Genomic DNA, 17088 nt, shown 5'->3' with positions numbered 1-17088 from the left:
ACCGCAACGCCCTCGCCGGCGGTTGGGGCCCATTGTAACCGGACACTCACAGGCCGGTAATATTGCGCCTTACAGGCGATCCCGCGCGCCATTATTGCAGCGCCCTACACGCCATTGTCTAGACTCTGGAGGCACCGTGCCCGGTGCGGAACGCAACGGCATCCCGGAGCCTGATATGGACACCCGCAAGCTTATCCTCCCACTGCTCACACCCGCATGGCTGGGGCTTTCTTTCATCCCCGCCCACGCGGACACGGCCAAGACCAGTGGCGGCCTGGAAATCGTTTCCGATGATGGAAACTTTTCCGCCGAGCTGGGTGGCCGCATTCACTTTGATACCTACCTTTTCGATACCGATATCGACGACCCTGTCAGCACCACCGAATTCCGCCGCGCCCGGATCACCCTGACCGGCGAGGCTTACAACTGGGAATACAAGCTTGAGCAGGATTTTGCCGCCGGCGACACCCTGGCCGGCTTCCGCGAGGTCTGGATCGGCCACGATTTTTACGGTGGGCAGATCAGGGTCGGCCAGTTCAAACCGTTCCGGGCGATGGAGGAGCTCACCAGCTCCAATGAAATCCTGATGCTGGAGCGACCCTTTACCACCGCCACGGGCATTTATGACGGGCGCCAGTTCCAGCAGGGCATTGGCTGGAACAATTACTGGGACTGCTACACCGCCGGGATCATGGCGTTTAACCTGCGCAACGCCGATACTCCCCGCAATGAGGGCGTCGGTGCGGCAGGCCGCTTCACCTGGGCACCGATCAACAACGAGCTGAGCACCATCCACCTGGGCGCTTCATACAGCTATGAAAACGCCAACCGGGAGACGGAGCCGTTTGAGGCCGACGCCGACTATGCCGGCCGACGCGGACCCAGCCAGCTGATTGCCCTGACTCCCGGTGACGAGGAATTCTTCTTTGGCGATTTCGGTGACGACGAATTCTTTCTCGGCTCCCAGGGCGGCGCCGTACACATCACCGGCCTGGAGCTGGCCGGCACCTGGGGACCGTTTTACGCCCAGATGGAATACGCCTATGGCGACTACGAGGGCGAATACTCGGTTTCCGAGATCTTCTTCGAGGACCTGTTTGACGCACCGCCAACGTTTGAATGCGATCCGGATTTCGGCTGCTTTATCGGCGACCAGGACGTCCACGCCTGGTATATCCAGGGCAGCTGGCTGATCACCGGTGAGCACAAGCCCTATAACAGCAAGAAAGGCGTCTTCAAGTCAGCCAAGCCCAGCAGCCCCTGGGGGGCCTGGGAGCTTACGGCCCGCTATGAGTCGATCCAGAACGATGAGATACCCGACCTGGAAGCGGACAGCTGGATTGTGGGCGTCAATTATTACCACAACCCCAAAGTGCGCTTTATGCTCAACCTCCGTTTCGGTGACGATGACTTCACCGGCGACGGTACTGACCAGCTGGGCATCCGCGCACAGATGAGCTGGTAGCCGGCAGCACAGCACGGAACCCGGCACAAAAAAAAAGGGCCCCGGAAGGGCCCTTTCCTGTTGCCGTGCCTGGTTATCCCACCTGCTGCGCAGTCGCGGGGTCAAACACCTCGACCGGTCGGCTCGCACCGGTACCACTGGAGGGGTTCTGGAAGCGCTCCAACGCATCGTTACGGAACTTTTGAGCCTCCTCGACGCTGGCCTCTTTCACCGGGCCATAACCGCGGATACGGTCTGGATAACTGAGCAGCTCGATCGCGGCGGCATGGTTATCGGCATTGAGGGAACCGATAACCCGGTCCACCAGCTGCTCGTACTCACCGATCAGCTGGCGCTCCATGCGGCGCTCGGCGGTGTAACCGAAAATATCAAACGCCGTGCCGCGCAGGAACTTGAAGCGTGCCAGCACTCCAAACGCCTTGTGCATCCAGCCGCCGAATTTCATCTTCCGCGGGCGTCCCAGCGCCTTGTCGAACGGTGCCAGCAGCGGCGGTGCCAGGTTGAACTCCAGTTCGAAATCGCCGGCGAAATTCTCTTCCAGCGCACTGGTGAAGCGACCGTCAGTGTAGAGCCGGGCCACCTCGTACTCATCCTTGTAGGCCAGCAGCTTGGCGTAATAACGCGCAACTACTTCCGCCAGGGCCTCGCTCGCCGGCACCCGCAGGATCTCGGCATCCCTGACCCTGTCCACCAGCGCCTGGTAACGACGCGCCAGCTCGGCGTTCTGGTAGCCGGTCAGGTGCCCCACCCGGTGGGCAACGATCTCTTCCAGCGTGCGGGGCAGCTGCGCCGTGCGGCGAGTGCCTTTCAGCAGCTGGTCAAGGCGGGCCCGGTCGGCCGCCGCCAGGCGCCCGGCGGCGAACCCCTGCAGGTTGGCCTCCACCGCCACGCCGTTCAGCTCGATAGCCTGCTGCAGGGCATCCAGGCCCAGCGGCAGCATGCCCTTCTGCCAGGCAAAGCCCAGCATAAAAATGTTGGCGGTCAGGGTGTCACCGAGCGCGGCTTCGGTGAGCTTGTGGCCCTCCACCGCTTCCAGCTCGCGCACAGTGTCACTGATGGTGTCCAGCACCGCCTGGGGCGAATGCGCATCCTCACGCCCGAGCACCGAGGCTGCCGTGGGGCTCAGGTGTGTGTTCACGACAGCCCGGGAATGGGTTTCGTCCAGCTTGGCCAGGCAGGCCTGCAGGTTACCCGCGGCGATCAGGTCGCAGGCCAGCAGGGAGTCCGCGCGACCGTCAGAGATACGCACCGCTTTCAGTGCCTCCGGCGCCGCGGCGAACCGCACGTGGGAGTAGACCGCCCCGCCCTTCTGCGCCAGGCCGGTCTGGTCCAGGGTGCTGGTGGCCTTGCCCTCAATATGCGCCGCCATCGCCAGCAGCGCGCCGATGGTCACCACGCCGGTTCCACCAACACCGGTGACCAGCAGGTTATAGGGCTCCTCCAGTGACGGCAGTTGCGGCATTTCCAGTTTGCCGGCCTCGGTGCGCAGTACGTCGCCCACACCAGCCTGTTTGTTCAGCTTGCCACCCTTCACGGTCACGAAGGAGGGGCAGAAGCCGTTCACACAGGACATGTCCTGGTTACAGCCGGTCTGGTTGATGCGGCGCTTGTCCCCAAAGGCGGTGTCCACTTTCTCCACCGCGATACAACTGGACTGCTTGACGCAGTCACCGCAGCCCTCACAGACCAGTTCGTTGATGAACGGGCGCCCCTCAGCCTGCGGCAGCAGGCCGCGCTTGCGCTTGCGGCGCAGCTCGGTGGCGCAGGTCTGGTCATAAATGATCACGGTACAGCCAGCGGTCTCGCGCAGCTCTTCCATCACCACCGGCATGTGGTCGCGGTGGCGGATTTCGACTTCTTTCGGGAAAGTCAGCATGCCCCGGTACTTGTCCGGGTTGTCCATCACCAGGACAACCTTTTCCACGTTCTCCGCCAGCACCTGGCGGCAGATCATGTCCGGGTGCAGCTCGCCATCGTGCGGCTGCCCGCCGGTCATGGCCACGGCATCATTGAACAGGATCTTGTAAGTGATGTTGACCTTCGCCGCCACGGAGGCGCGGATGGCGAGGATCCCGGAGTGGAAATAGGTACCGTCACCGAGGTTGACGAATACGTGCTCCTCGCTGGTGAATGGCGCCTGGCCAACCCAATTGACGCCCTCGGCGCCCATCTGGGTAAAGGTGTAGGTTTCGCGGTCAAGCCACTGGGCCATGTAGTGACAGCCGATACCCGCCAGTGCACGGCTGCCCTCAGGTACCTTGGTGGAGCGGTTATGGGGACAACCGGCACAGAACATCGGCAGGCGCGACACACTGGAGCCGGCCTGCCGGGAAATACGCTCGGCCAGGGTGTCCAGGCGCATCAGCCGGTGTTTCGCGCGCTCGCTAAGGTCCCTGTCACCAAGTACCCGGCCCAGCACCTGGGCCACCACCGCCGGCGACAGCTCGCCGTACATTGGCATCAGCGGCTGATCGTGCTCGTCCACCTTGCCCAGGATGCGGGGGAAATTCGGGTCCTTGAGGTGGACGTTGTACAGCTCCTCTTTCAGCTGCACTTCCATCAGGCTACGCTTTTCCTCGAGTACCAGCAGGTGGTCGAGCCCGCGGGCGAACTCCTGGATACCGGGGACATCCAGCGGGTAGGTCATGCCCACCTTGAGGATGCGGATACCCAGGTCGCGGGCCTGCTGTTCGTCAATGCCCAGGTCTTCCAGGGCCTGCATCAGGTCCAGGTGGGCCTTGCCGGTGCTGACAATCCCCAGGGTCGCCTGCGGGTTGTCGAGCACCACTTTGTTCAGTTTGTTAGCGCGGGCAAACGCCAGCGCAGCCGGGCGCTTGTAGCGCCACAGGCGCTCTTCCTGTTCCAGCGGGTTATCCTGCTTGCGGATGTTCAGGCCACCTTCCGGGCGCTCCACTTCCGGGTAACTGAATTGCACCCGCTCGGGATCCACCTCCACGGTGGAAGAGCTGTCCATGTTTTCCGCCAGGGTAATCATCGCCACCCAGCAGCCGCTGAAGCGCGACAGCTCCAGGCCGTAGTGGCCATAGTCCAGCACTTCCTGCACGGTGGATGGGTTGAGCACCGGGATATGCATATCCACAAAGGCGAATTCGGACTGCCCGGGATAGGACGACGACTTGCAGCCGTGGTCGTCGCCGGCAATGATCAGGGCACCACCCTTGGGGGAGGAGCCGGCCGCGTTGGCGTGACGGAACGCATCACCGGAGCGGTCGACACCCGGTGTCTTGCCGTACCAGATACCACAGACGCCATCCACCTGGGCGCCTTCGAACAGGCCTACCTGCTGCGATCCCCAGACGGAAGTCGCCGCCAGTTCCTCGTTCACACCGGGGACAAAGCGGATGTTGTGCTCCTGCAGCAGCTTGCCGGCGCGGCTCAGCTGCTGGTCGTAGCCGCCCAGGGGCGAGCCGCGGTAACCGGAGATAAAAGTGGCGGTATTGAGACCGCGGGCCCGGTCCATGCGCATCTGGTCGATGGGCAGGCGCACCAGTGCCTGGATGCCCGACAGCAGTACCCTGCCCCTGAGGGTGGTATAGCGATCGTCCAGGGAAATCTTCTGGGGCTGGGGTTGCGCCGCGTTCTGCGGGCTCTTGACTGCTTCACTCATACGCCTACTTCCGGTTCTCTCTTCGCTCGAACTTCTGCTAAAAGCCCGTTTCGTGCTGATCATTATTGTTCCGGCAATCCAGGTCCCCCTGCCGCCCCCCTTTTCCGGGGGGTTGCGGCCAATTCCGGGGCCGGTAGCCCGTTGCGCGGCCCCGCCCGGGACTGGCGGGAGGGCTACGACGAGCTGGTCAGGTCATACTAGTGCTTAAAGCGCAATGAATCATTGCTTTATTTACACCATTGGGCGTAAAATTATGATGACCGTCTCGATTAAAGCAAAAATTGTAGGACAGGAGTTTATATGAAGCGTTCGACAGACCTGGACGATTTTGACCGCAAGATTCTGCGAGCGCTGCAGGAGAACGCCGACTATTCCATGGCGGAACTCGGAGATAAAGTGGGTCTTTCCCACACGCCCTGCTGGCGCCGGATCAAACGCCTCGAGGCAGAGGGCATCATCCGTGGACGGGTCACCCTGCTCGACCCCCGTAAACTCGACCTGGGAGTCACAGTATACTGCTATGTGACCATCCAAAACCACGACGAGGAGTCACTGAACAGCTTTGAGTCCGCCGTTCACGATGTCCAGGAAGTGGTTGAATGCTACTCCACCAGCGGCGATAAAGACTATGTGCTGCGCGTGGTGGTGGACAGCGTAGAGCACTACGAACAGCTACTCAAGCGGACTCTGGTGCACCTGCCCAATGTCGCGTCGGTTAATTCAACCTTCGCCCTCAAACAGGTGAAGTACACCACCCAGCTGCCGCTCTAGGCCGCGCGGCAGGCCCCTGCCTGCCGCGGCCCCGGGAAGCGGTAAAGTGACGTGCGTCTCAGTCCAGCTCCCGCAGCTGCTCGAGCACCCGGTCCAGCACCTGCTGCAGGTTCCGGCCGTCGCAGTCCACAGTGATATCCGCGTACTGGCGGTAGAGCGCCTGGCGCTCCTCGAACAGTTCGGCAAAGGACTGGCCCGGCGCCTTGGCAATGCCGCGACTGTCATAGTTGTGGATACGGCGGCGCAACTCTTCGGCAGAGCAATTGAGGAACACCACCGGCCCGAAACCGGACAGGTTTTTCATGCCCTCGTCGCTGTACACGACACTTCCGCCGGTGGCGATCACGTGCTTCGGCAGGTTAGCCGCCCTGATGACCTCCCCCTCGATCCGCCGCAGGTTCATATAATCCGTTTCGTCGAGGATTTCCTGGAGGGTCTTGTTTTCCCGCAGCTGGATAAGCACATCGGTATCGACGAAATCCAGCGCGAGCTCCTTGGCCAGCAGCACCCCGAGCGTGCTTTTGCCCGCGCCGGGCATCCCGACCAGTACGATACTTTTCTGTTTCTTCATGAATTTATTGTGACTGCTAAATTATCCTGACGGCACTGCCTTGCAGCGGTCCCGCACCCGCACCGGCCTGGACATTACCCTGCCCCACCCTGGTTCTCAATCCCCGCGCCGCGGAGAGACCAGGGCACGCAACCAGCCGCGCAGGGTATTTTCCCCCAGCAGCATCCGGTCCAGTTCATCCATATTGTGCGCCTGGCGGAAAGCATCGGCAAACAGGGCCTCCCGCGTGATCATGCGACGACCGGGGTTGATCTTGCGAATTTCCCGGGCCGGGTTGCCGGCTACCACGGTATTTTCCGGGACATCCCTGGTCACCACACTGCCGGCCCCGACAACGGAGTTATCCCCGATCGTCACGCCCTTGCAGACAATGACACTGTCCCCCAGCCAGACATTGTTCCCCAACCGTACCGGCGAGGTACAGCGAAACGGACGCGTACGGTTATACAGGCCGTGCCAGTCCGAATCGCTGATATACGTATTCGCCGCTATCATGCAGGCATTGCCGATGTGTATGGACTGCTCGGCAGAAATGCGCACGCCGGGTGAAATAAGGACGTAATCGCCAATGTGGATTTCCGCCTTCTTGCCCCGGTGGCCCAGGGTGGTCAGGCGAATCGGGTTATCCGGTGTGGAAATCAGGTGGGGGAAGTCACCCAGCTGGATGCGGTCACCAAAGACCTGCACCGAACCGGGGTCCATGATTTCCGGCTCCCGGCCAATAGCGTCAAACTGCGGCCACAGGAAGCGACGCGCACGCCAGTTGCGCAGGCGCACCTGCAATCGCTTGAGCCAGTATGGGCGGTGGTCCTTGCGCATATAAAAGAGTTACCTTGCGAACAAATCCTGGAGCCCGCTATAGGCGAATGTGCCAATTGCTTTTCCAGGGGGGTCGGTTTACTGTTGCCCGAAATCCAGAACAAGAACGATCGACCATGTCCATCAACCTGCCCGTCGACATCCACTCCATCAAGGGTTTCCTGGCCGCCCACGAGGGCGAGGCCCTGTACCACCTCGCCGCCGAGGCGAGCGGTTTCGGCGCGTGCCTGGAAGTCGGGAGTTACTGCGGCAAATCCACCATTTACATGGCTTCCGCCTGCAAGCTGATGAATGGTGTGCTCTACGCAGTGGATCACCACCGCGGCTCCGAAGAGCACCAGCCGGGCGAGGAATACCACGACCCGTCCCTTTTTGACCAGGGCGCGCAGTTGATGGACAGCTTCCGTACTTTCCGCGGCAATATCCGCGCGGCCAACCTGGAAAACTGGGTGGTGCCGATTGTAGCGAGTTCAGCCGTGGCCGCGCGCTTCTGGAATACCCCACTGAGCCTGGTCTTTATTGACGGCGGCCACTCCCTCGAGGCCGCCATGACCGATTACCGCAGCTGGTCCCGGCATATTGTGCCCGGCGGCTACCTGGCGATCCACGATATCTTCCCCGACCCCAACGACGGCGGCCAGGCGCCCTACGAAATATACAAGCTGGCGCTGGCCTCAGCCCAGTTCGAGCTGGTCGAACTGGTCGACACCCTCGGTATACTGCGCCGCGTCTGATGAGTGGGTCACCGCTGTGAAAAGCGCACAGGCTCCGGTCAGCGAAGCCAGTGCATCCGCAGCAAGCAGCATGGCCCCAACTGTCCAGGTGGTTTTCTCTTCCGGCCACACGGCATCGTCACGGTAGACATAACCGGTCCAGTAACCCCCGTCCCGGTCCTGCCAGCGATGCAGGTAGCGGTAGATTTCAGCGGCGCGCCCCCTCTCTCCCGCCGCCACCAGTGACATGGTGAGCTCACAACTCTCCGCCACCGTTACCCAGGGCTCATCGTTAACACAGCGGCAACCCAGGCCCTCCACGACAAACTCATCCCACTTCCGCTCCAGTCTCGCGCGGGCTGCATCGCCACGAAACACCCCAGTGAGAACCGGGTAGAACCAGTCCATGGAAAAGCGGGCCTTGCTTTCCCAGGTGCGGTCGAAGCGCTCCGGCGCCAGCCGCAGTGCATCGCCGAGCTTGCGGCGCCCATGGATCCACTGCGGGCGCGCATGGCCGAGTGTGTGCGCAATGGCGATACCACACTCGAGACTTTTGTAAATCGATGCGCAACCGGTAATCAGCGCATCCTCCATCGGCTTTCCGTCGGCATCGACTGCCCAGTGGATCTCACCGTATTCCGTCTGCAGCCGCAGTACGAATGCCAGCGCCCTGTCCACCATTGCCCAGTGACGCAACAGGAAGTCCCGGTCGCCGCTCACCAGGTAGTGGTGCCAGATACCGGTGGCGATATAGGCAACAAAATTCGTCTCCCGGCGTTCGCTGTTATGCACAGCATTGTCCCGGTACGCGGCCCACCAGCTACCGTCCGGCAACTGCAATCGGGCCAGCCACGTATAGGCCCTCTCGGCGGCGCCATGCTCCCCGGCGATGCTCAATCCCATCGCCGCCTCGATGTGATCCCAGGGGTCGGCATAACCGCCGGTAAACCAGGGGATGCAGCCATCGGGCTGTTGCTGGGAAAGGATGTAATCGGCACTTTTGCGCAGGAAATCCCGCGGAAACAGTGGCTCATCCTCAGGCGCGACCACCTGTGCCGTCACCGGATTGGTCATGCGTGCGCCTCCAGCGCGGGAACCGCCTGTTCCGCCTCGCAGGGCGGCTTTACAAAGTACAACACAATACTTTTCCCCAGGATTGGTGCCAGCAGTTTCTCCAGCACACGCGTCAACAATGGCCGCTGCATCAGGTCCCAGACCAGGAAGCGGTGATAGAGCTGCAACAGGCGGGACTCCGGGCGCTCCCACAGCAGGCATTTCAGCCACCAGTAGGGCGCGTGCAGCGCGTGGGCTTTATGCCTCGCATAGCAACGATGGCCAAGTGATTCGATACTGCGACGCAGCTGGCGCTCGCGGAAAATGCGGATATGGCCACCTTCCACCTGGTGGTATTCGTCGCTCAGTTTCCAGCAGACCCACTCGGGCAGGAAGGTTGGCACGCTGGCCGCGAAGGTGCCGGCGGGCTTCAGGACCCGGTCGATTTCAGCAAGCATGCCGCGGTAGTCATGGATATGCTCGAGCACCTCGGAACAGATCACCACATCAAAACTGTTGTCGGCAAATGGCAGGCTCAGGCCGTTACCCACACCCAGCAGCAACCTGCCGGCCGCCTCCCCCTCCTGCAGGAAGGGTACCGCCCGGTCCCTTGCGGTGGAGATATCGGTAAAATCCAGGTCGAAGCCGTAGACATCGACATTGTCCGACAGCGCGAGGTGAATGGCATGGCGTCCCTCCCCGCAGCCCAGGTCGAGGACTGTCTGGCCCGGCTGCAGTTTCAGCCGCTGCGGCTCGACTGTAATCATCAGGCGGCCTCCGCCTTGTCATTGGCTACCCGCACCGAGAGCGGCAACAGCGCACCCGGTTGCCTTCCGGTGGAAATAATTCCCCGGTAGTAGTCCACCAGCTGTTCGGCCACATGCCGCCAGGAGAATTCGCGCTCGATGCGCGCCCGGCCCCGGGTTGCCAGCTCGGCCCGCAGTGATGCATCACCGAGCAAGCTCGCTATTGCTGTAGCGAGGGCTTTATTGTCACCGGCGGGTACCAGTAGCCCGGCGTCGCCCACTACTTCGGGCAGCGCACCACCGTTACTGGAAATCACCGGGGTGCCACAGGCCATTGCCTCGCCGGCAGGCAGGCCGAAACCCTCGTAGAGAGAGGGGCAGACCACCAGTGACGCAGAGGCGTAATAACCGGCCATTTGCTCATTGGAAATACCGGATTCGAAGCGCACTGCATCCTGCAACTGCAATTCCTGCAACAGTTCTGCCGTGGGACCGCCCTCTTTCAGCCGGCCAATCACCAGCAGCTCCAGCTCCGGGTATTGGCGACGCACCTGCGCCAGGGCCAGCAGCAATACTCGCAGGCCCTTGAGGGGCTGGTCTGCGGACGCGGTTGTCATGATGCGGTGCGGCACCTTCTGGATATGCGGCTGCGGGCGGAATACCGACGTATCGATACCGTTGTGGATTACCTGGATCTGCCGCTCGTGCACACCGAACTGCTCGATAATATCCCGCCGCGACTGGGCAGAGACCGTCACGATATGGGCCAGCTTGCGCGACACCCGCTTCTGCATGCGCAGGAAACTGTGCCAGCGGCGCACCAGCAGGCGATAACGCCAGTCCGGTGCCGCCTGCACGGCAAGGTCCCGATCCCGTGTGATCGGGTGATGGATGGTGGCGACAACCGGCAGCCCATTGCTCTCGATCTCCAGCAGCCCGTCACAGAGCGACTGGTTGTCATGCACGATATCGTAATGCATACCGTGCCGGCGCAGGTATTTTGCCGCCCGGCGGCCAAAGGTGTAGGGCTCGGCGAATCCCCCGGTGAGCTTACTCCACCATTCGAAGAAATCCGCCCAGCTGAGCAGGTGCCGCCAGCGCAGGGCACGGGTGGGGTTCTCGACCTCGTAGAGGTTCAGTCCCGGCATTTTGATCAGGCGAACCCGCGGATCCAGTTCCGGATACGGCTGGCCGGAAATAACGTCCACCTGGTGCCCCGCCTCAACCAGCGCCTTGCTCAGGTAGTAGAGGTAAACTCCCTGTCCACCGCAATGCGGATGACTGCGATAGCCGAGGAGACAGATTTTGAGTGGACGCGAACTCGAGACAGCAGGACCGTCGGCACAATTCTCCAGGGCCGTCATGGATTCCCCATTCAATTCGTATTATTGGTACTGGCAGATTCAGGAGAAGAATACACCGGCATGAATGTGACTGCCACCGCAATGGCGTCCACTCCGGGGTTGGCTGGACTGATATAAAAACGGGAGGGCAGCACCCTGCCCTCCCGCGGGAGTGATACTAACTGTTCAGAAACTGAACTTGTAACCTACACCCAGGTTGAAGATCCACGGATCCAGCTGCAGCTCGTCACGAATCCGTACCGGCAGCTCTACAGGCGCTGCAAAATCCGCCGGCCGGGTGAAGGTATTGAACCCCAGGTCCAGATCCGGCTCCGAGTCCACATACATGGCAGAAGCATTGATGATCCAGGTGTTATCACGACCGAACGCGAAATCCACACCGACCTGGGCGGTCCAGCTGAAATCGCTGCCGAAGCTGATCAGGCCATGGTCACGAGCGCCATCAACCCGTGTAACCCCGCGCACAAAGTCCTCGTCGATATTGGTGTAGGCCACACCGAGCCCCACATAGGGTTGCCAGAGGCAGGACGGGTCGAGGAAGAACCAGTCGAGGTACAGGCTTACCGTGCTGTAATCAAAGTCACCCAGCCCCTCGGAAAACTCACCGATAAACTCGCCGGTATCGGCCACTACCGCATCGGAGCGCAGGGTCGCGTCGAGGCTGGCCTCGCTCTCCCAGTAAAGCTCGATCGCCCAGTGATCCATGAAGATGTAGGTACCGCTGATAAACCAGGTAGTCTCATCATCGATATCAAGCCCTACGCCCACATCAATCGGGACCTGCTCCGGGTTCGGGAGGGGCTCGCCCAGCTCGTCAAACAGGAGGTTCTCGGCGATAAATGACTGGGTTGTCGAATAATCGTCATCCGGGTCCACCCAGGCGGCGCCCACTCGCACAATGGTGGTACCGGCAATGTAGCCGGAGGGGGGCGGGGGTGCCTGTACCGGGTAACCTGAGGGGCCCGCGAGAGCCGACTGTGCGGCGAGGCCGGCATTAACCGCCACTGCCAGGGGAATGAGGAGGGGCTTCAGTCTCATGGGGTAACTCCTTGTAACGCTAAAAAGCTCCTTCGCCGCATGTGCGGTTACAAACAGTATAGGTGGGGTTTTGCGGGCTGCAGAAAGGCTCGCCTAAAACAGGAATAAATCAAAGAAATTAATTTTCCACTTACTCGTCATCGCAAAAAAAATGCCCGCCAATTGGCGGGCCAGTTTTCTCGAACACACTTTCAGGAGGAGAGCTTAAGACACGCTGTTTGCCTGTCTGACTCTAGGTATAGCAGAGGAATTTTTGCCGCAGCCAGTGGCAGTCGCGAATCCCATCTTTTTCTGCTCACAACAGGCCGGCGCCGGCACTTGAGCTGTGACGCATCACACGCGATGCAGGTAACTCTGGTATTCCACATCGGTAACCCGGGCGTCGATCTCCGCAAGCTCCTGCCGCTTGAGCAACACAAACAGCTCCACAAACCGCGGGTCGAGGTATTTTTGCCACAGGGCACTCTGCTCAAAACGCTGGAGTGCAGCGCCCCACGTATTGACCAGCTGCTCGCTTTCCACCTGGTAGGCATCCCCCTCAACAGGCGCAGGGGCCTCCAGCTGCTGCTCGATTCCGTGACAGACACCCGCCAGGATAGCCGCCAGCACCAGGTAGGGATTCACATCGGCACCTGCGATCCGGTGCTCGATGCGGCGCGCTTCCGGGTCACTTGCCGGCACCCGCAGTGTGGTGGTGCGGTTGTCGTACCCCCAGCACAGATTCAGCGGGGCGTGGGAACTCTCCTGGAAGCGCCGATAGGAGTTTGCATGGGGGGCGAACACCGCCATGGCGTCGTTCGCCGTCGCCAGCATCCCCGCGGCGGCGTAACGCAGCAGGTCCGTACCCTGGTCAGAACCATCGTTGAAGACATTCTTGCCGTCCTGGTCGATCAGGCTCATGTGGACATGCATGCCATTACCGGCCTGGTCCCCGAAGGGCTTGGCCATGGTGCTGACCCTCAGGCCGTGGCTCCGGGCCACACCTTTCAACAACCGCTTGAACAGCAGGGTCTGGTCCGCCACTTTCACCGGGTCGGCGCTGTGCAGCAGGTTGATCTCGAACTGGCCCGGTGCGCATTCCGACAGGATCGAATCCGCGGGGATCCCCTGCTCCTCGCAGGCCGCGCGCACATCGGCAAAGAAATGCCGCTGGGCATCCAGCTCTGACAGGTCATAGACGTCGGTGGATGGCACCAGGTCGGCGTCGTTGTCGCTGACCGGTCGCGGCCGGGCCAGGTGGTCTGCATCTTCACGCAGCAGGTAAAACTCAAGCTCGGTGGCGCAGACAGCGCGGTAACCCAGCTCACCCAGCCGCTCGACTACCCGCTGCAACTGGGTGCGGGGATCCGCGTACAGCGGTGAACCGTCTGCCTCGTGCAGCTGCATGTGCAGTTGTGCGGTTTTCTCCCGGTGCCAGGGCGCCATGGAAATTGGCGACACGGGCACACAGACCCCATCACTGTCGCCGCTGGCAAACACCAGCGGGCTGTTTTCGATATCCCGGCCCCAGACATCCAGGCTGACGGCACTGCGCGGCATCTGCAGGCCGCCCTTCAGCAGCTTGTCTGCAGCCTCGGCCGGCAGCCACTTGCCGCGGGGGATACCGTTGATATCAAAGGCAAAGCCCTCGATCCACTTCAGGTCGGGATGCTCGCGCAGGAAGGTTTCCGATGCGTCGAGAATCTCCGGGGACGGGGAGAATCGTTGTTCTTCTGACATAAATAGCCTGGCAATAAAAAGGTGGCCAAAAAGCGAAGCGGGCGCCGGCGGCGCCCGCTGGGACAGAGTTTACGCCAGAGCCTTGGCAGTATCATCCAGCGCGCGGTGCGCCTTATCCACCAGCTCGTCAACCTGCTCGGTGGTGATAATCAGCGGCGGCGCGATAATCATCGTGTCACCGGTTGCGCGCATGACCAGGCCATTTTTGATGCTCATGTCGCGGCAGACACCGCCGGCAGTGCAATCCTCATCGAATCGCGCACGGCTGGACTTGTCCTTCACCAGTTCCAGCGCACCCACCATACCCAGGCTGCGGGCCTCACCGACAATCGGGTGATCCGCCAGCTCGGCCCAGCGCTTGGCCAGGTAGGGACCGGTCACATCGCGCACATTGCCGATGATGTTCTCATTGCGCAGGATATTGATGGTGGCCAGGCCGGCCATACAGGCTGCCGGGTGTGCGGAGTAAGTGTAGCCGTGGGTGAATTCCCCGCCCTTCGACTTGATTACCTCGGCAACGCGGTCGCTGACCATGGTGCCGCCCAGGGGGAAGTAGCCATTGGTCACCGCCTTGGCGAAAGTCATCAGGTCCGGCTTCATACCGTAGTAGTCGGCGCCAAACCATTCACCGGTACGGCCGAAACCAAAGATCACCTCGTCCATCACCAGCAGGATATCGTACTGGTCGAGTACCTTTTTCACTTCCGGCCAGTAGGTCTCCGGCGGGATGATCACACCGCCAGCGCCCTGGATCGGCTCGGCAATAAATGCCGCCACCTTTTCCGGGCCCAGTTCCTGGATTTTCTCGTCCAGGCTGCGCGCCGCCTGGACACCGAACTCTTCCGGGGACATATCGGCACCTTCGCCGAACCAGTAAGGCTGCTGGATATGCTCGATGTAATCCAGCGCCTGGAACTGCTTGTGCATGCCGTTCATGCCGCCCAGGCTGGCGCCGCCGATGGTGGAACCGTGATAGGCGTTCTTGCGCGAGATCACGATGCGCTTTTCCGGCTGCTCTTTCAGGTCCCAGTAGCGGCGGATGATACGCAGGTTGGTATCGTTGGCCTCGGAACCGGAACCGGTAAAGAAGACGTTGTTCATGTGCGCCGGGGTCACCTCTGCCAGGGCGTCCGCCAGCTGGATGGAGGGCACGGTGGTGCACTGGAAGAAGCTGTTATAGAACGGCAGCGTGCGCAGCTGCTCGTAAATGGCGTCGGCAATCTCATTGCGGCTGTAGCCCAGGTTACAGCACCACAGGCCGGACATGCCGTCGAGCATGCGATTGCCGTCGATGTCGGTGATATACGCGCCATCGGCATTGGTGATCACGCGGGTGCCCTGTTTACCCAGGTCATTGAAATCGGTAAACGGGTGCAGCAGGTGCTCGCGGTCGTGTTGTTGCAGCTCGCTCTTGTTCATATTCTCACTCCTGACTGGTTACAGCGCGACCAGGCCCCGCCGGAAAGCAGGGCCCGCGGCTCGGCCGCCTCAATTTGTGATCACATTTTAGTGCCAGCCGCGGGAATAGCGCAAGAGCTGACTGCAGTCACTCTAGGGTAAGAATGCCCCGGTGCGCATTCAGACCGGCAGGTCGCGCTTGCTGGCCAGGGGGGCCAGCATGGCCTCGGGGCTCAGCAGGGCCTCCAGTTGCTCCGGGCTCATCAGCTTTTCCTCGATCACCAGCTCCGCCACGCCGCGCCCGGTCGCCAGCGCGCGCTGGGCGATGGCCGAGGTCTTGCCGTAGCCGAGATAGGGGTTGAGCGCCGTCACCAGCCCGATGCCCTGCTCCAGGTATCCCCGGCAGACCGCCTCGTTGGCGGTAATGCCCTGGATGCAGTCGCGCTGTAGCGATCCCATCGCGGCGTCCAGGTAGCGGATGGACTCCAGCAGCTTGAAGCCGATCAGCGGTTCCATCACGTTCAGCTGCAGCTGCCCGGCCTCGGCGGCCATGGTGATGGCGGTGTCGTTGCCGACCACGGTAAAGGCCACCTGGTTGACCGCTTCCGGGATTACCGGGTTGACCTTGCCCGGCATGATCGATGAGCCCGGCTGCTTCTGCGGCAGGTTGATTTCGTTGAGTCCGGCGCGGGGACCGGAGGACAACAGCCGCAGGTCGTTACATATCTTCGACAGTTTGATCGCGCAGCGCTTGAGCATGCCCGACAAGAGGACAAACGCCCCCATGTCCGAAGTGGCCTCCACCAGGTCGGCGGCGGCCTTCACCGGTACACCGCTGATACTCCGCAGGTGGCCGATGGCCAGGTCGCGGTAATCCGCCTCGGTATTCAGCCCGGTGCCAATGGCGGTGCCGCCCAGATTGACCTCGGTCAGCAACTCGGCCATTTCATTGAGGCGCGCCACCTCCTCACCGATATTGGTGGCGAAGGCATTGAACTCCTGGCCCAGCGACATGGGTACCGCATCCTGCAGCTGGGTGCGCCCCATTTTCAGGACCGGGGCGAATTCCCTCCCCTTCTCCGCCAGCGCCTGCTGCAACCGGGCCGCGGCGGCAGTGAGCCCGCGCAACCCAAAGACCATCGACAGGCGCAGTGCCGTGGGATAAACATCATTGGTGGACTGGGACATGTTGACGTGGATATTGGGATGCAGGGCATCATAATCCCCGCGCTCGCGCCCCAGGATTTCCAGGGCCCGGTTGGCGATCACTTCGTTTGCATTCATATTGGTCGAGGTGCCGGCGCCCCCCTGGATCATATCCACACAGAAATGCTCGTGGTGCTGCCCCCCGATCAGCTCATCACAGGCGTGCACAATCGCCCCGAGCTGTTCCTCGTCCAGCTTGCCCAGGTCGCTATTGGCCAGGGCACAGGCACGCTTGACCATGGCCAGCGCGGTTACCAGGTCGGGAAAGTGGTTCAGGGGAATACCGCTGATACTGAAGTTCTCCAGTGCCCGCAGGGTCTGCACCCCGTAGTAGGCCGCTGCCGGTACCGACCGCTCGCCCAGCAGGTCTTTTTCCACACGAAAGTTGGCGGTGTCGCTCATGTCGTTTTCCACAAAGAGATCCGGCCGGCACGCGGTCGCGCCCGGCCCGGGAATAAAACGGGAAAGAATCAGTGCCCGGGTTCCGGGCGGGAGCATAGTAACGCCCGCGGACTAACCGGCAATCGGGGCTGGCGATTCTCGCCGGCCCGGTGGCGAGAATTCAGTGGCCGGGCCTGGAAGCCAGCGGGGCCATGG

13 protein-coding genes are annotated in these 17088 nt (G+C 61.6%); 3 read left to right on the top strand and 10 right to left on the bottom strand.

The window, feature by feature from the left end; genetic code table 11:
- Nucleotides 1-175 precede the first annotated feature (175 nt).
- Nucleotides 176-1465, top strand: a complete 1290-nt coding sequence (locus ACH6CX_RS05510) for an OprO/OprP family phosphate-selective porin (RefSeq protein WP_232941732.1) — start codon at nt 176-178, stop codon at nt 1463-1465.
- Between the two features lie 73 nt (nt 1466-1538).
- Here the strand turns inward: ACH6CX_RS05510 and ACH6CX_RS05505 are convergent, their stop codons facing one another.
- On the bottom strand, nt 1539-5093 hold the full coding sequence (locus ACH6CX_RS05505; protein WP_237063728.1) for an indolepyruvate ferredoxin oxidoreductase family protein: 3555 nt from the start codon (nt 5091-5093) through the stop codon (nt 1539-1541).
- Between the two features lie 300 nt (nt 5094-5393).
- Between ACH6CX_RS05505 and ACH6CX_RS05500 the strand changes: the two genes are divergently transcribed.
- Nucleotides 5394-5864 carry an Lrp/AsnC family transcriptional regulator gene (locus tag ACH6CX_RS05500; RefSeq protein WP_232941730.1) on the top strand — a complete coding sequence of 157 codons (471 nt, stop codon included), beginning with the start codon at nt 5394-5396 and terminating at the stop codon, nt 5862-5864.
- Between the two features lie 58 nt (nt 5865-5922).
- Here ACH6CX_RS05500 and ACH6CX_RS05495 read toward each other — a convergent pair whose 3' ends face one another.
- Nucleotides 5923-6435, bottom strand: a complete 513-nt coding sequence (locus tag ACH6CX_RS05495; RefSeq protein ID WP_232941729.1) for a shikimate kinase — start codon at nt 6433-6435, stop codon at nt 5923-5925.
- A gap of 96 nt (nt 6436-6531) precedes the next feature.
- Complete coding sequence (locus tag ACH6CX_RS05490) at nt 6532-7254, bottom strand: DapH/DapD/GlmU-related protein (RefSeq protein ID WP_232941728.1); 723 nt, start codon at nt 7252-7254, stop codon at nt 6532-6534.
- Nucleotides 7255-7370: 116 nt separating this feature from the next.
- Between ACH6CX_RS05490 and ACH6CX_RS05485 the strand changes: the two genes are divergently transcribed.
- On the top strand, nt 7371-7988 hold the full coding sequence (locus ACH6CX_RS05485) for a class I SAM-dependent methyltransferase (RefSeq protein ID WP_232941727.1): 618 nt from the start codon (nt 7371-7373) through the stop codon (nt 7986-7988).
- Here ACH6CX_RS05485 and ACH6CX_RS05480 read toward each other — a convergent pair.
- The 7 genes from ACH6CX_RS05480 to ACH6CX_RS05450 form a co-directional block, all read right to left on the bottom strand.
- Nucleotides 7929-9041 (bottom strand): prenyltransferase/squalene oxidase repeat-containing protein, encoded by a 1113-nt coding sequence (locus ACH6CX_RS05480; protein WP_237063729.1) that lies wholly within the window; start codon nt 9039-9041, stop codon nt 7929-7931. The genes ACH6CX_RS05485 and ACH6CX_RS05480 overlap by 60 nt on opposite strands.
- Nucleotides 9038-9787 (bottom strand): class I SAM-dependent methyltransferase, encoded by a 750-nt coding sequence (locus ACH6CX_RS05475; RefSeq protein ID WP_232941725.1) that lies wholly within the window; start codon nt 9785-9787, stop codon nt 9038-9040. Before ACH6CX_RS05475 ends, ACH6CX_RS05480 begins: the two co-directional genes overlap by 4 nt.
- Nucleotides 9787-11130: a glycosyltransferase family 4 protein gene (locus ACH6CX_RS05470; protein ID WP_396675099.1), complete on the bottom strand. Its 1344-nt coding sequence runs from the start codon at nt 11128-11130 to the stop codon at nt 9787-9789. Before ACH6CX_RS05470 ends, ACH6CX_RS05475 begins: the two co-directional genes overlap by 1 nt.
- A 165-nt stretch (nt 11131-11295) precedes the next feature.
- A complete protein-coding gene (locus tag ACH6CX_RS05465; protein ID WP_232941723.1) occupies nt 11296-12168 on the bottom strand; it encodes an OmpW family protein in 873 nt (290 codons plus the stop codon).
- A gap of 333 nt (nt 12169-12501) precedes the next feature.
- Nucleotides 12502-13887: a glutamine synthetase family protein gene (locus ACH6CX_RS05460; protein WP_232941722.1), complete on the bottom strand. Its 1386-nt coding sequence runs from the start codon at nt 13885-13887 to the stop codon at nt 12502-12504.
- Between the two features lie 69 nt (nt 13888-13956).
- Entirely contained in the window at nt 13957-15306 is a 1350-nt protein-coding gene (locus ACH6CX_RS05455) for an aspartate aminotransferase family protein (protein ID WP_232941721.1), read from the bottom strand.
- Nucleotides 15307-15465: 159 nt separating this feature from the next.
- Nucleotides 15466-16893: an aspartate ammonia-lyase gene (locus tag ACH6CX_RS05450; protein ID WP_334078540.1), complete on the bottom strand. Its 1428-nt coding sequence runs from the start codon at nt 16891-16893 to the stop codon at nt 15466-15468.
- Nucleotides 16894-17088 lie beyond the last annotated feature (195 nt).

The sequence above is a fragment of the Microbulbifer sp. JSM ZJ756 genome (assembly GCF_044383805.1).
Classification (GTDB): domain Bacteria; phylum Pseudomonadota; class Gammaproteobacteria; order Pseudomonadales; family Cellvibrionaceae; genus Microbulbifer; species Microbulbifer zhoushanensis.
The sequence above is the reverse complement of the archived record's forward strand: the minus strand, read 5'-3'. Positions and strand labels throughout refer to the sequence as shown.